13 protein-coding genes and 2 pseudogenes are annotated in these 14,874 nt (G+C 61.6%); 10 read left to right on the top strand and 5 right to left on the bottom strand.

Annotation, left to right across the window (positions count from 1 at the left end; genetic code table 11):
- The first annotated feature begins 217 nt into the window (after positions 1–217).
- Together AC4FS3_RS03045 and AC4FS3_RS03040 are read left to right on the top strand one after the other, a co-directional pair.
- Positions 218–514 carry a hypothetical protein gene (locus AC4FS3_RS03045; RefSeq protein WP_491019320.1) on the top strand — a complete coding sequence of 99 codons (297 nt, stop codon included), beginning with the start codon at positions 218–220 and terminating at the stop codon, positions 512–514.
- 387 nt (positions 515–901) lie between these two features.
- A pseudogene (locus AC4FS3_RS03040) lies at positions 902–1,967 on the top strand (IS110 family RNA-guided transposase).
- 305 nt (positions 1,968–2,272) lie between these two features.
- On the opposite strand, the pseudogene AC4FS3_RS03035 reads toward AC4FS3_RS03040, so the two are convergent.
- Positions 2,273–3,205 (bottom strand): annotated as a pseudogene (locus tag AC4FS3_RS03035) (IS5 family transposase).
- A gap of 111 nt (positions 3,206–3,316) precedes the next feature.
- Positions 3,317–4,219, bottom strand: coding sequence for a LysR family transcriptional regulator (locus AC4FS3_RS03030; RefSeq protein ID WP_491019319.1), 903 nt, complete (start codon positions 4,217–4,219; stop codon positions 3,317–3,319).
- Positions 4,220–4,314: 95 nt separating this feature from the next.
- Between AC4FS3_RS03030 and AC4FS3_RS03025 the strand changes: the two genes are divergently transcribed.
- From AC4FS3_RS03025 to AC4FS3_RS03005, 5 genes are all read left to right on the top strand, one after another.
- Positions 4,315–5,088, top strand: coding sequence for an SDR family oxidoreductase (locus AC4FS3_RS03025; protein WP_491019318.1), 774 nt, complete (start codon positions 4,315–4,317; stop codon positions 5,086–5,088).
- A gap of 62 nt (positions 5,089–5,150) precedes the next feature.
- On the top strand, positions 5,151–5,474 hold the full coding sequence (locus AC4FS3_RS03020) for a nuclear transport factor 2 family protein (RefSeq protein ID WP_491019317.1): 324 nt from the start codon (positions 5,151–5,153) through the stop codon (positions 5,472–5,474).
- 18 nt (positions 5,475–5,492) lie between these two features.
- Positions 5,493–5,753 (top strand): hypothetical protein, encoded by a 261-nt coding sequence (locus tag AC4FS3_RS03015; protein WP_491019316.1) that lies wholly within the window; start codon positions 5,493–5,495, stop codon positions 5,751–5,753.
- A 2-nt stretch (positions 5,754–5,755) separates the two neighbouring features.
- Positions 5,756–7,549, top strand: coding sequence for a monovalent cation:proton antiporter-2 (CPA2) family protein (locus AC4FS3_RS03010; protein ID WP_491019315.1), 1,794 nt, complete (start codon positions 5,756–5,758; stop codon positions 7,547–7,549).
- 2 nt (positions 7,550–7,551) lie between these two features.
- Complete coding sequence (locus tag AC4FS3_RS03005) at positions 7,552–8,097, top strand: DUF924 family protein (RefSeq protein ID WP_491019531.1); 546 nt, start codon at positions 7,552–7,554, stop codon at positions 8,095–8,097.
- A gap of 223 nt (positions 8,098–8,320) precedes the next feature.
- Here the strand turns inward: AC4FS3_RS03005 and AC4FS3_RS03000 are convergent, their stop codons facing one another.
- The 3 genes from AC4FS3_RS03000 to AC4FS3_RS02990 all read right to left on the bottom strand — a co-directional run bounded on the left by AC4FS3_RS03000 (position 8,321) and on the right by AC4FS3_RS02990 (position 10,420).
- Positions 8,321–8,683 (bottom strand): ribbon-helix-helix domain-containing protein, encoded by a 363-nt coding sequence (locus tag AC4FS3_RS03000; RefSeq protein ID WP_491019314.1) that lies wholly within the window; start codon positions 8,681–8,683, stop codon positions 8,321–8,323.
- A gap of 25 nt (positions 8,684–8,708) precedes the next feature.
- On the bottom strand, positions 8,709–9,266 hold the full coding sequence (locus AC4FS3_RS02995; protein ID WP_491019313.1) for a DJ-1/PfpI family protein: 558 nt from the start codon (positions 9,264–9,266) through the stop codon (positions 8,709–8,711).
- A gap of 116 nt (positions 9,267–9,382) precedes the next feature.
- Positions 9,383–10,420: an aldo/keto reductase gene (locus AC4FS3_RS02990; RefSeq protein ID WP_491019312.1), complete on the bottom strand. Its 1,038-nt coding sequence runs from the start codon at positions 10,418–10,420 to the stop codon at positions 9,383–9,385.
- A 176-nt stretch (positions 10,421–10,596) separates the two neighbouring features.
- On the opposite strand from AC4FS3_RS02990, the gene AC4FS3_RS02985 reads away from it, so the two are divergent.
- The 3 genes from AC4FS3_RS02985 to AC4FS3_RS02975 form a co-directional block, all read left to right on the top strand.
- The gene (locus tag AC4FS3_RS02985; protein WP_491019311.1) at positions 10,597–11,496 is read left to right on the top strand and encodes an AraC family transcriptional regulator; all 900 of its coding nucleotides are present in this window, start codon (positions 10,597–10,599) and stop codon (positions 11,494–11,496) included.
- A gap of 195 nt (positions 11,497–11,691) precedes the next feature.
- Positions 11,692–14,712: an NERD domain-containing protein gene (locus tag AC4FS3_RS02980; RefSeq protein ID WP_491019310.1), complete on the top strand. Its 3,021-nt coding sequence runs from the start codon at positions 11,692–11,694 to the stop codon at positions 14,710–14,712.
- Positions 14,673–14,874, top strand: a 202-nt coding sequence (locus tag AC4FS3_RS02975) for a transposase (RefSeq protein ID WP_491019309.1), incomplete at its 3' end; no start/stop codon positions are given. The genes AC4FS3_RS02980 and AC4FS3_RS02975, both read left to right, overlap by 40 nt.

The following is a 14,874-nucleotide window of genomic DNA, read 5'->3' as shown; positions in this document are numbered from 1 at the left end:
TTGGCCGCTCTACGACAGGCGAGCTCGTTCCGACGCCACCGACAGAGGTGTAGCCCCTCTTGCCCAGTAAAATGGCCGCACAATGGCGGCACGCCCCTGATCGGGCGGGGTGGCGCGGGAAGTCTGGGACTCTTCGCGTCTCTGTACTACTGAAACGCGCGGCCAGCATGGGCAGGGAGCATATCCCAAGCCTGTCCTTGCCCTTTGAACACATAGAATGTCTCTGACGATCATGCCCGAAGAACATTGCACCGACAGGCACCTGCTGAGCGATGTTGAAACCGCGTTCATTGCGGCGAACCTTCGCGGGATCAGAAAAGCGACGGTTCGACTCCTCGGTGACGATGCGCAGCTCGAGGAGGCCATCATATCCGCATGCCTGGCGCTCGACGTATCAGTCAGAACCGAGCGCCTTGGCGGCATGGCGCCGTTTCCACATCGGCGTTTCAGCTTCCGCTATATCGACGATACCGCCATCGTTACCGTCTCACCTGCTGGCACACTGATGGGATGACATTCTGAACTGCGCAGTTTGCGGCAGGCCCTTATGTCAACTGGAATAAGCCCATCCACATTCCGCGCCGGAGGCCGGGCCTCCGCCCGGTCGATCCCCCGGCACTGCAGTTTTCGGGACTCCTGGCGTTCGGCTCGCCCGAAGGCCAGGCTTTGCGGCAAGGATCGTTACCCGAGTGGGCCGAGACGCCGGCCCAGCTGCGTGGGTCATGGGCCGGTGCAGCCGGCACAAGACTAGAGTGGCCCCCGGCTCGACGGGTGCCGCCCGCTACGGTTGCGTTCCCCGAAAAACATGCTCTCTTGGCAATGGGCGTTGCTGATGTGACCGACCCCCGACGGCATCAGTGTGCCAAGGTGGGTCTGCGAGGATCCACCTAGGAGAGCGGTCATGTCGGAGATTACCACTGTCGGGCTCGATCTGGCGAAGAATGTGTTTCAGGCTCACGGGGCTGATGTCTCGGGCCGGGTGCTTTTTCGCAAGAAGCTGAGGCGAGACCAGGTCCTGTCGTTCTTCAGCCAGTTGCCGCCTTGCATTGTCGCCATGGAAGCCTGCGGAGGGGCCCATTTCTGGGGCCGCGAGCTTGGCAAGCTTGGGCACGAGGTGCGGTTGATCCCGCCCGCCTACGTGAAGCCCTTCGTCAAGCGCCAAAAGAACGATGCGGCCGATGCCGAAGCGATCTGCGAAGCGGCGCAGCGCCCGACGATGCGCTTCGTGCCGGTGAAGAGCGAAGATACCTAGGGTGCGGCAATGGTCTTCCGCATCCGGGAACTTCTGATCCGTCAGCGCACTCAGGCGATCAACAGCCTGCGCGGCCATCTCACCGAGTTTGGTCTGATCGTGCCGCAGGGTGCGGCCAACGCTGCTCGGCTGATCGCTATCGTGGAAGATCCGGACAATGGCCTGCCCGCTGAGGCCGTTGCCACTTTGACGGTGCTGGTCGCAACCCTTTCGCATCTCGAGGACGAGATCGGCAAACTCAACGCCGAGATCGAGCGCCGAGCCAAAGAGGATGCGGTGGCCTGCCGACTGATGACGGTGCCCGGGATTGGGCCGCTGATTGCCACAGCCATCGCGGCGCTGGCGCCACCGCCTACGATATTCCGCAAGGCGCGTGACTTTGCCGCCTGGCTCGGCCTCGTGCCACGGCAGCATTCGACCGGCGGAAAGCAGCGGCTCGGGACTACGACTAAAATGGGGGAGCGATCCCTGCGGCGCCTGCTGATCATTGGCGCCAACGGCGTCATCGTCAAACGGCACTTCCATGCGGCGGCGCAACCGGGCACATGGCTCGGCGGCATGCTGACGCGCAAGCCGCCAATGCTGGTGCGGGTCGCGCTGGCAAACAAAATGGCGCGGCCTCAGCCGCTCTCTTGAACCAGTGGCGTTCGTGGCTTCGATCTGGGCTCTGATGGCCCGCGGGGGCGTCTGCAAGTCTCCGGCCGCAGCGGCGTAAGCCGTCAAGGTCGCGAGGACGTTGGAGCGAAGGAGGGCAAGGAGCAGTTTGGCGCAATCGTCGTGAGACGGGATCGGGAGAACCAGGGCGCAACCGAGTGCCTTCGAGCACGCGGCTTTGATCTGGACCCGACCCTCGAACACCATACGGGCCCGCAGCATGAAGATGGCTGCAAAAAGGCCGAACACATGTCAGCACCCGATGACGCGCCAAAAGAAGCTCTGAAGATCCCTCTTGCGCAAGGGGCGGTTACACATGTTGCGCTATTCGGCTGGAAGGGGATCTGCCCCTTTCCCGCGTGACGTTCAGCCCGCGGCAGTGATCTCGGCGGTGCCGAGAGCGTTATACTTGTTAATGATGGCAATGCGGATCTGGATTTCTGCGGTCTGCCGATCAGGGTCGCGTGAGGCAATGCGCTCGCCAAAGGCCTTGAGGCAGTTCATCCGCGCCTCGACCCGACTTCGGACATGGTAGCCGACCGATCGCTTCCAGTTGGCTCGTCCGAGGCGTCGTGTTTCGTGCAGGATGTCGTTGCGGACGCGGGCAGCCGGGCAATCCTCTTTCCAGGCGCGGCCGTTGCGGCGGATAGGGATGCGCGCTTCGGCTCCCCGTTCGACGATCGCGCCATGGCATCGTCTGGTGTCATAGGCGCCGTCGGCCGTGACCGAGCCGATCTCTTCATCCTAGGGGAGCTGTGCCTTCAGGGCTGGCAGCATCGGGCTGTCGCCTTGCCGACTGGACGTAAATTCGACGGCCCGGACATCGCCGGTCTGTGCATCCATGCCAATATGGACCTTGCGCCACTGCCTGCGGCGCGATGCGCCATGTTTGCGCGCCTGCCAGTCGCCATCGCCGCGGAACTTGATGCCGGTGCTGTCGACCCACAGGGTCACGGGACCGTCCGGGCGGCGGTAAGGGATCTGCACTGCAATCCATACCTGGCGTCGGCAGAGCGTGGAATAGTCCGGAACAGGCCAGTCCAATCCCGCCATCTCGATCACGCTGGCGATCAGCCCCACCGTTTGCCGCAGCGGCAGGCCGAACAACACCTTCAGCGTGAGGCAGGTCGGGATCGCGCCCTTTGAGAAGGTCTCAGGGTGACCGCGCTTGCCAGTCTTCACAGCTTTCCAGACCATCGCCGGATCGAACCAGATCGAGAGCGAGCCGCGGCGGCGCAGGGCGGCATTGTCGTCAGGCCAGTTCGTTGTGCGGTAGCGGGGAGAAGAGGGCTTCGGCATAGCCCGAACCTAACAAGCAGGATTCACGACGTGAATCCACCTCTCCGATAAGTGCAACAACGCCATTCGGACGGCTGGGGTCCGCTGCGGAGGAGCCCCTGAGACCGTGGATCAGCGACAGATACGTATTTTCAGCAGAGCCTCCATCCAGTCCGCGAAGGCTGTCAGGCGGCGCTGCATGCGGGGGGCACCGGGAAACAGCAGGTTCATGGGCATCGGAGCCGGCTGGTAATCCGGCATGACCCCGACCAGTTCGCCGTGCGCCAGATGATCCGCCACATCATAGGCCGGGATCTGGATCAGCCCCATACCTGCCAGCGCGCAGGCGATATAGCCCTCGGCACTGTTAGCACTGACCCGCCAGGGGACGGGAGCGCTGCGCAGCCGCCCGCCTTCCTGCCATTCCCAGTCCGCAACACGCCCGGTCGAGGGCGAGGCATAGGCGATCTGCAGGTGTTTCGACAAATCCGTCGGGGTGAGGGGCGTGCCATGCCGGGCCAGATAGGCGGGGCTTGCCACATTGATCTGTGCGATCTCGCCAATTCGCCGCGCCTTCAGGCCGGAATCGGCCAGCGGCCCGATCCGCAGGGCAAGGTCCACCCTTTCACCCAGCAGATCGACTGCGCGATCGGTCATCCCCAGTTCCACCCGGATCGCAGGCCAGAGCGTCAGGAAGTCTGGCAGGGCTGGTGCCACGATCAGACGGCCGATCCGCCCCGGCAGATCGACCCGGATACGGCCTTCGACCCTGTGGCTGGCGCTGCGGAACATCGCCTCCATCTCCTCGCCCTCGGCCAGCCAGGAAAGACAGCGCTCGTAGAATTCTTCGCCCTCATCGGTGGGCGCGACCACGCGTGTGGTGCGGTTCAGAAGCCGCACGCCCAGCCGTGTCTCGATATCGGCGATTGCAGTCGATACGCTGGAACGCGGCATCTGCAGCGTATCGGCCGCACGCGTGAAACTGCGCGCCTCAACGACACGGGTGAAGATGCGATAAAGCGTGATCTGATCCATTGTTCGTTCTGTGCGACAGGTGAGGTCAGAATGGAAGGATTTATTCGATCCGATCTGAACACATATCAATGCCCTGTCAAAGAGGAGCCGTTGATATGACCAGTAGAACCATTGCCGGGAAGACCATCCTGATCGCAGGCGGGGCCAAGAATCTTGGCGGGCTGCTCGCGCGGGACTTTGCATCCCTGGGCGCAAAGGCCATCGTGATCCATTACAACAGTGCGGCAAGCGCGGGTGATGCCGAGGCAACCCTGGCCGCCGTCCGGGCCGCAGGCAGCGAGGCCGTTGCGATCCAGGCCGATCTGACCACAGCGGGCGCGGTGGAGCGGCTCTTTGCCGAGGCTGTTGCTGCCGTCGGGCGCCCCGATATTGCGATCAACACCGTGGGCAAAGTGCTGAAAAAGCCGATCGCCGAGATCTCGGAAGCCGAATATGACGAGATGAGCGCGGTGAACGCCAAAGCGGCCTTCTTCTTCCTGAAAGAGGCGGGCAAGGCCGTGAATGATAACGGGGCGATCTGCACCCTCGTGACGTCGCTCCTGGGCGCCTATACGCCCTTCTATGCCAGCTATGCGGGCACCAAGGCGCCGGTCGAGCATTTCACCCGGGCCGCCTCTAAGGAACTGGGGGAGCGAGGGATTTCGGTGACCGCCATCGGCCCCGGTCCGATGGATACGCCCTTTTTCTACGGGCAGGAGGCGCCCGAGGCGCAGGCCTATCACAATTCGGCAGCGGCCCTTTCGGCTTTCTCGAAAACCGGCCTCACCGATATCGGGGATATCGCGCCCTGGATCCGCTTCCTTGTGACCGAAGGCTGGTGGATGACCGGGCAGACGATCCTCGTGAACGGCGGCTACACCACCAAGTAACCGCCGACCGGCCCGGCCTTCCCCAGGGGCCGGGCCACTTTCATGTCAAAAGGGCAGCTGCCATGACCTCGACCTTCCCCCCGCCGCTTGATCGCTTTGTCGCTGCCGTGAATGCGGGCGATACCCCCGTTTTTCTGGCCTGCTTTGCCCCTGATGCGCTGGTGGATGACTGGGGGCGCGTCTTTTCCGGGCACGCCGCCATCAAAGGCTGGAGCGACCGGGAACTGATCGGCGCGAAGGGTGTCCTTACCGTTCGCGGCCTCTCGGCGACGGGCGGCAGGGTCACGCTGGTGGGGCATTGGGCAAGCAGCGTCTTCACCGGCGAAAGCAGCTTCGGCTTCACACTGGCAGATGGTCTGATCCGCGAGATGCGGATCACGGGTTAAGGGGGTGCGCAGATGCATATGGCAACGGTGATTTTTGCGGGGTTTTTGCTGCTGGCGGTTTTTGCGCTGTTCGGGCGGCTTTGGGGGCATGATGCGGCCGGGGTCGCTCTGGCGGCCCGCTGGTTCGTGCCGGTCTGGGCCGGGGTGGCGCTGGTCAATATGTGGGTCGGCGTCACGAAGGCAGGCTATAGCGTCCTGCAGGAACTGCCGATCCTGGCGCTTGTCTTCACCATCCCTTCGGGTGCCGCATTTTTCATTGCCTGGCAGATGAGAGGATAATCATGGCCGATCCGGTTTCCACTGCGGCCGAGGCCGCGCATCACGGGGTTGACCTCGTGCCCGTCGTTGTCCTGCTGGCAGCGGCGGTTGTCGCGGTTCCGGTCTTTCGCAGGATCGGGCTTGGCTCGGTGCTGGGCTATCTGGCGGCGGGTCTGGTCATTGGACCCTATGGCTTTGGCTTCTTCCAGGATGCCACATCCATCATCCATGTGGCCGAGCTGGGGGTGGTGCTGTTCCTGTTCATCATCGGGCTGGAGATGCAGCCCTCGCGGCTGTGGTCGATGCGCGGCGAGATCTTCGGCCTTGGTGCCTTGCAGGTCTGTCTTGCCATCTTTGCGCTGATCTGGATCGGCATCGCGCTTGGCTATCCGGTTGCCGCCAGTTTCGTCGCCGGCACCGGCTTTGTGCTGACATCAACCGCCATCGTGATGCAGATGCTGCAAGAGCGCGGCGAGATGGCCCAGCCCAAAGGCCGGCGCATGATCGCGATCCTTTTGTTCGAGGATCTGGCCATTGTGCCGCTTCTGGCCATCGTGGCCTTCCTTGCGCCAGGCGGCGCCGAGGCCACCCTGGCCGACCGGCTGCAATCGGTGGCCATCGGGCTTGGCGCCATTGCGGTGCTGGTCGTGGCGGGGCGCTGGCTGCTGGATCCGATGTTCCGCCTTCTGGCGCGCTTTGGCGCGCGTGAGGTGATGACAGCCGCGGCGCTTCTGGTGGTACTGGGTGCTGCGGTTCTGATGAATGCGGGCGGGCTTTCGATGGCGATGGGGGCCTTCATGGCCGGGGTGCTGTTGTCGGAATCAAGCTTCCGTCACCAGCTGGAGGCCGATGTCGAACCCTTCCGCGGCCTCTTGCTGGGCCTCTTTTTCCTCGGCGTCGGCATGGCGCTGGATCTGGATATCATCGCGGCCAACTGGACCATCATCGCGATCTCGGTCCCGGCCTTCATGGCCCTGAAGATGCTGGTGATCTACGGCGTCGCCCGTCTGACCAAAGCACCAAAATCCGAGGCCATCGAGCGCATGGTCCTGATGGCGCAGGGTGGTGAATTTGCCTTCGTGCTTTATGCGGCAGCCACGCAATTCGGCATCCTGACGCCGGAATGGAATGCCAATCTGACCGCGATCATCATCATCTCGATGGTGCTGACGCCCTTGATGATCATCCTGCACGGGCGGCTTGCGCCAAAAGCGGTTGCATCCATGGATGGGGTCGAAGCGGCGGAAGACCTGTCCGGGCGGGTGTTGCTGATCGGCTTTGGCCGCTTTGGCCAGATCGTCAGCCAGCCGCTGCTGGCGCGTGGCCATTCGGTCTCGATCATCGACACCGACCCCGAGGCAATCCGCACCGCCGCCGAATTCGGCTTCAAGGTCTTTTACGGTGACGGGTCGCGCCTTGATATCCTGCATGCGGCGGGGGCGCAGAATGCCAGCCTGATCCTGGTCGCGGCCTCAGACCGTGATGCGATCTCCCGCACGGTCGAGCTGGCGCGCCACGAATTCCCGCTGGTGCCGGTGCTGTCACGCTCCCTGTCCCGCCAGCATGCGCTGGAACTGCTGCATCATGGGGCGGCCTTCCAGATCCGCGAAACTTATGAATCTGCAATGGTCATGGGGCGTGAGGCGCTGGTCCGGCTGGGCGAGCCGCCCGAGGTGGTGGATGAGATCGTTGCCACCGTCCGTGCCCAGGATGCCGAGCGCATGGCGCTGGAGCAGGCCGGTGGCATGGCCGAGAGCAAGGCCCTGATCCATGGCAATGCGCAGCAGGCCGGTGGTGGTCACGGGAGTGGGCATTGAGCATGAACCTCTCGCCTGCCACCGGAGTGGTTGCCTGGTGGGCGCGTGCGGGTGAGCGGGGCGAGTGGTTCGCCCATCGCCCCGCATTTGATCACGCCTTCCGCGAGCACTATCTCGATCTGCATGAACAGGCCGCCGCAGGGGCCTGTGACGACTGGATTGAAACGCCTGAAGGCGCGCTGGCGCTGGTGATCCTGCTGGATCAGTTCCCTCGCAATGCCTTTCGCGGTACGGCGCGGATGTACGCGACCGATCCCAAAGCCCGCGCCGTCGCACGTCAGGCCGAAGCACGCGGGTATATGGCGGAACTCGACCCTGGCCTGCGGCTGTTTCTCGCTTTGCCGTTCTCGCATTCAGAGGCGCTTGAAGATCAGGACCTTGCGGTCGCGCTGAACCGCCGCCTCGGCCAGCCCTGGCTGAGCCATGCCGAAGGTCATCGCAGCATCATCCGTCGCTTTGGCCGTTTCCCGCACCGCAATCCGATCCTCGGCCGCGACACCACAGCCGAGGAGGCTCGTTTTCTGAGGAATGGAGGCTTTCGAGGGTGAGCCTTCGTGGCCTCCCGCTTCGCAGCAAGTGTCTGCGCTGTCGACATATTCCTGGGACATGTCGATTTCTTAAGTCTGTTTCGACATATGTCGGTCCAGACCAGCCGACAGCGAATGGCCGCAAGCACGGGTCGCCAGTGCTCGCCGGGCGACTGACTATTGGTGTACTCGCCTCCGGTCTGCCGTCGTATTGACGCATGGTGCTGTCGCAGCAAGCGCGCCCTTAGTTCACCCGCAGGTTCCGGCGAGCGGTTTCGCGGGCCAGGATCTCGCGCGCCGGATGATTAGCTATCGGGACCGAGAGGTTGGCCGAGATATCGCCTGTTGCGATCAGGGCATGGTATCGGTTGCAGCAGACCCGCAGGAACGAGGTGAAATTGCCAAGATCGTGATCGGCATCCATTGCCTCGTGCCAGAGCCGCGTGATCAGCTGCGCGACGGTCATCCCGTCGCGCGCGCCGATCTCGGTCAGGGTGTCCCAGAAATGGTTCTCGATCCGGATCGAGGTGGCGACCCCATCGATGCGGAGCGAATGTGTACGGCTTTGCCATTGTTCGGCATCGGCCTTGATGAAGAGTTCGCACATCGCAGGGCCTCCCTTCCCGTTGATGTCAGAGGATCGCCATGAACTGCTTCAGCCAGGCGGGATGCGCGGGCCAGGCCGGCGCTGTCACCAGATTGCCATCGGTCACGGCTTCTGTCACCGCAATATCGGCGAAGGTGCCACCCGAGGCGGTGACCTCATAGGCGCAGGCCGGATAGGCCGAGCAGGTGCGGCCCTTGAGAACCCCGGCGGCGGCCAGCAGCTGCGCGCCATGGCAGATTGCCGCGACGGGCTTTCCGGCGTCGAAGAAGTGGCGGACCCTGGTCAGCACCTCGGGGTTCAGCCGCAGATATTCCGGTGCCCGGCCACCGGGCACCACCAGCGCATCATAACTGGCGGCATCCACCGCGTCGAAATCGGCGTTCAGCGCGAAATTATGGCCCGGCTTTTCGGAATAGGTCTGGTCGCCCTCGAAATCATGGATTGCGGTCTTGACCGTATCGCCCGCCTTCTTGCCGGGACAGACGGCATCGACGCTGTGGCCGCAGGCCAGCAGCGTCTGGAACGGGACCATAGTTTCATAGTCTTCGGTGAAATCGCCGGTGATCATCAGGATCTTCGCCATCTCGCATCCTCCCTTGGCTCGCGGTGCAGAAAGGATAGGGCAGGGGGCGACAGCACGGGTGTTAACGGAATACTACAGCCGCCCCGCCACAAATGCGGCGGGGCGCGGCGCGGGTATCAGCCTTTTTGCGGGGCGAAGGGGGCCCGGTATTGCGATTGGCGCTCCAGCATCCAGCCCGGATACTCGGGCGGCAGTTTTGTTACGCTGTCGAGCGCGGCCAGATCCTCGGCGGTCAGCACCACCTCGGTCGAGCGGATATTGTCCTGCAACTGTTCGATCCGCTTGGCCCCGACAATCACGCTGGTCACAACCGGCTGGTGCAGCAGCCAGGCGAGGGCCACTTGCGCCACCGTGCAGTCCTTGGCCGAGGCGATATCGCGCATCACCTCGATGGCGGCATCGCCGCGCGCCAGATCCACGGGTGGGAAGTTGAAGCTCGCTCTCCGGCCGTCATTGGCGGTCGTTCCGCCGCTGTATTTGCCCGACAGAAAGCCCCCGGCCAGCGGGCTCCAGACCATCAGGCCAAGGCCCTCGGAGCGCAGCATCGGAACGATCTCGCGTTCCAGATCGCGGCCCACCAGCGTGTAATAGGCCTGCAAGGACAGGATCGGCGCCAGCTTGCGCGCCTCAGTGATGCCGATCGCCCTGACGATCTGCCAGGCCGCCCAGTTCGACAGCCCGATGTAGCGCACATGGCCTTGCCGGACGAGCGTATCGAGTGCCTCCAGCGTCTCTGCAATCGGCGTCACCGGGTCGAAGCCGTGGATCTGGTAGAGGTCAATATGGTCCATCTGCAAGCGCGACAGGCTGGCCCTGGCCTGCGCCATGATATGCGCGCGAGAGGCGCCGCGGGCGTTCGGGCCTTCGCCCATCGGTCCCAATACCTTGGTTGCGATCACCACATCGTCGCGCGGGATGCCAAGATTGCGGATCGCCTGACCGAGGATCCGCTCGCTCTCGCCACCCGCATAGACATTGGCGGTGTCGATGAAGTTGATACCGGCGTCAAAGGCGGCCTTGACCAGCGTGTCGGCCTCCTCCTGCTGCAACTGGCCGATCTGGCCCCACATGCCATCCGATCCGCCGAAGGTCATGGTACCAAGGCAGAGTTCCGAGACCAGAAGGCCGCTCGGGCCGAGAGTGCGATACCGCATGGGCAGTTCCTTTCGCGATGTAGGGCAGGTCCGGGGGCAAAGCCGCCTGCTCACCGTGAAGATAGCGCTGTCCCATCCGGACCGGCGACGCGGATCCTCGCATATCCTTGCACGATCCTCTCATTCGCGCGGAATTCGGGGTGCGGCCTGCAACATCGGCGATTAGATTGCAGCCTATGCAAGCCAATACCCTCTCTCCGCTCAAGGACCTGATTGATCGCCAATGGCGGGCGCATGGCCGGGAAACCCCGATCGATGGGCTATTGTTGACTTCAGTCACGGAACCGACCGGCCCGATCCATGCCGTTTACCGCCCCTCGCTTTGTGTTGTCGTGCAGGGTGCCAAGACCAGCATGCTCGGCGATCGCGCCTATCGCTATGATGAGGGCAAATGCCTGATCGCGTCGATGGAAGTGCCGATCCGCGCCGAGATCACCCGAGCGACGTTGGAACGCCCCTATCTGGCCTTCAGTCTCGCGCTGGATCCCGCAACGATCTCTGACCTGCTGCTGGAGCTGGTGGGAACGGAAGAGGCGCCCGCCGGGGCAGCGCTGGCGGTTCATGCCCTCGGGCCAGAGCTTGTCGATCCGCTCTGCCGTCTGCTGACCCTCTGCGCCCGGCCGCGTGACATTGAAGTCCTTGCACCGATGATCCGGCGTGAGATCACCTGGCTCTTGTTGAACGGGCCGATGGGGCCGGTGCTGCGCCAGATCGGACTCGCAGGTAGCCATATGGCGCGGATCGGTCGGGCCATCACCTGCATCCGCGAGGGCTTTTCGGATCAGTTGAACGTGCGGCAACTGGCCGATGTCGCGGGGATGAGCCCCGCCACATTCCACCGCCACTTCAAGGCCGTGACGGCGATGACGCCAGTGCAATACCAAAAGCAGTTACGCCTTCAGGAGGCGCGTCGCCTGCTGCTCGCCGACAGCGCTGATGTTGCGCGGATCGGCTATGCCATCGGTTACGAAAGCCCGTCGCAATTCAGTCGCGAGTATCGCCGCCTGTTTGGATCGTCCCCGGGGCGGGACGGACAGGAGATCCGTAGAAGCTTGATTCCGCGAGTTGATGTGTGAGGCGTGTGCGCAAGTGGGCGGGGAGCTGCCTGACGGCAGCGCGGCATTGCAGATGCAGCAGCACCGGGAAAGCGGTCACTCATGCAACGCGCGGCGAACCGGGTGCTTGGTGGCTAGGAACGGGCAGGAACGGGTTGCAGCACAGTCGGAGTTGCTAGAGGCTTGGGATGATCAGCAGCAGATTGCGGAGGGGATATGGCTTGCAGCGTCAAATATTTAAGCAGTGCTGGCCTTCAGTACCGAGAAGTGAAAGGCGTCGGCGCGCTTGCCAAGGAATTCCCCATTAACTGGCTAGTGTATGCGTCTCTTAATGCATTTCCCAAGAACAGTTCGCCGATTGAGATCGACTTACTCGTGATCATGGATGATCGCGTAGTCTTGCTCGAGCTGAAAGACTGGAATGGTCCGATTACGACCAAAGGCGACCTCTGGGTTCACTCAGGACGGCGGGAACGGTCTCCTGTCGTTCTGGGAAATGAGAAGGCAAAGAAAATTAAGGGAATACTGAAGAACCAGATCCCTTCAATGAGTAAAGTCTACGTCGATTCTCGTGTCGTCCTTACGGGCACTTCGACTCGCGATATGCTGCCAGACAGCGAGAAACCCTACGTTCTCACCTTAGAGGAAGCAAAGCTACTCGGCAACAAGAAGGAGCGGAACAGGATCCTCGGGCAAGTGACATTGTCATCGGTCAAGCCAAACATGCTGGTCAAGGACTTCGAAAAACTCTTTGGTAACGGATCATATTTCCAGCCGCGAACGATGACATGGGACGGTTATGCGGTAACTGATGAAGATTTCTACGTTCATCGTAATGACATCTGGCGCGAACATCGAGTGCAGCTTGCACGCGAGCAACGTGTAAAAGGGCTTCTCAGGCTGTGGCGGTTTGACAAGTTACCCGTTGGCTTGAACGAACCGGGAGGGCGAAGACTGATCGCTGATCGAGAATTGCGCGCCGTCGCTTACTTGGGGGATAGCGCGAGTTGGATGTCGGAACGCGGAATATTGAAGCAAGTCGGTGCTGCACCTGACGAAGTGCTGACCGAGCATCACCAGGTTCTCTCTGTTCCTACTGGGTGGACAACGTTGAGGCGCTATTTGGCCCGCAACGGGTCTGAACTCTCCTGCGAGCATCGCGTGGACATTGCACACACGATGGCTTCGATGATCGCAGAGTTACATGCACACGGCCTTGCACATCGGGACATTGGCGGGGACGCCGTCTGGGTCGGTTCTCCAACAAATATGGCGTTGACCGGGTTCTTCTCGGCAACGATCCCGGACGATATATCCGTTTCAGACTATCTTGGCGTGCTGGGCACTTATTCGGACCCGGAACAAGATTGGGGCGGTGCCGTAGCCACTGGGAAGGAGCGTGACGTCCGTAGCGTCGGTCTGCTGATGCGTGAGCTTGCGGCACTCGAGGGTGAAAACAATTCACTGCCATCAGGTTGGATAGAAGTTACTGACAGAGCCCTCTCGCCCCCCGGCCAGCGCTTCGAGGATGGTCGGAGATTGGCGGAGGCGCTGGGCGAACTCAGGACGCCATCCGGACCACACATTGATCAGTCGAGGCTCGATGAATTTCAAACAGACGTAATTCCCTATGTCCAGTTCCCCCCAATTGGGAAAATGGCGAGCGGGCAGCACACTACAAGGTACGAGAGCGTCACCGGTCAGAGGCGAACGCTCGTCAAGGTTTGGAATGGTCTCCTCCGTGGAGATGCCCGTCGCGATCATGCGCTTCTTGCTATGCTCGAGGAGGCCGTCGCACTGAGAGCGATGCCGCTGGCTGGCGTCGCACCTGTCGTCGCAAGCGGGCTGTCTCCAGTAGGCCCGTACATCGTCACTGAATGGGTGGATGGTGCTCCTCTAGATGAGTATGTCGCTCCGAGCGAAGAAATTCTGCTTACGATGTTGGCAAACTTGGTCTCATCAGTCGACGCGCTTCATGCTCGCGGTTTTGGGCATGGAGACCTTCACCCCAAGAACGTCATCGTGGGTTACGATGATAAAGTCTGCTTGATTGACGCATTGGACATTTCCTTGGTCGGCCCCGGAAAGTTGGGTAGTCCGGCTTGGGCGCCGGAAGACCGTGAACGCTGTACAACGCAACAGATTGACCGTTTCGCGGTTTGCAAGATTGTTATGACGTTCGCGAACATGTTGGGCACGACTGGCTCGTCGCAGCTAGTTGCGACAGCGAAAGGTGAAATTGAAAGGCGTCCTATCGAGACCTTAGCCCCGATTGCCGAGTCGATCGCCGACACCCTTTACGAACTACGCAAGGAGCCAACACCGACGTTCCAAATAGTTGGTGCTGTCCCCGCTGAAATATCTCTCGAGACTGATGACGGAAAACTCTGGGTCAAACGCTACCGCCCTAGTGATAATCATGAAGTTTTCTGGATTACCGGCCTTAACAAACGCCTTCTGATGCGGATCAGGGATGGCAGCGTTGAGCCGGTTGAGCTTGGGGATGCGGCCTTGGTGGAGCTGGGGCGTGGCACTAGCGTGGCGATGAATGTCTCGATTCAGCAAGGAATTCACGGAGGTGATGTCGCTGCGCTTGTCGGATTTCTACAGAGCCATGTTGACCCTGAGTCAGCGACCTTGGAGGAAGCGCAGAAAGAAGTACCGGATTGGGAGGGCGAAGAAGAGGTATCTGAATTTGAGGTAACAGCGGAACTTGAAGAAGGAGATCTAATCGCTACTGATAGCATGCGGCCGCTCGATGTTAGACGTATGTGGATGCGTGCAGCGGAGATCGAAGAAGACATAGTGCTTCAGGTTCGTCTTGATAGGCGCTTCCCAGATGAGGGTCAGTCAGCTGTCTATGAGTATGAAACCCCTCGGCCCCTTGAGTTTGAGGACGACGATGTCGTTGAGGTGCGCCAAGGCGGTGTTCAGGGGCGGCGCGTAGGGCAGCTGGATGTTCCTAAGTGTGACACCAAACAAATTGCGATCCAGAATCAGAAGTTCTCGGTGGCGGAGGGAGAGTATGTATCTCTCATTGACCGCCGGGATCGTGTTTCCAAAGAGCGTCGTCGTAGGGCCGTAGAACGGATTACACGCAGAGCCAGCGCTATTCCTGACCTGATTGACTGGAATGCCCCCACTGAAGTGGTCCACCCACAGGGATATGCTTATCCCGTTTTCAGGAGGACCAGATTATGGCTGGCAAGCGAGAGAAGCCCGAAGATATCGTTCTGAAGCTGCGGCAAGTTGAAGTGCTGCAAGGCCAGGGCAAGTCGGTCTCTGATGCTGTGCGACAGATCGGAGTGACAGTGCAGACCTATTATCGATGGCGCAAGGAATACGGCGGTATGAACCGCGATCAGCTCAAGCGGCTGAAGGAGCTTGAGGCGGAGAACC

The organism is Pseudogemmobacter sp. TB195, from assembly GCF_058313095.1.
Note: the sequence above shows the minus strand (reverse complement) of the source record. Positions and strands in the feature narration are given on the sequence as shown.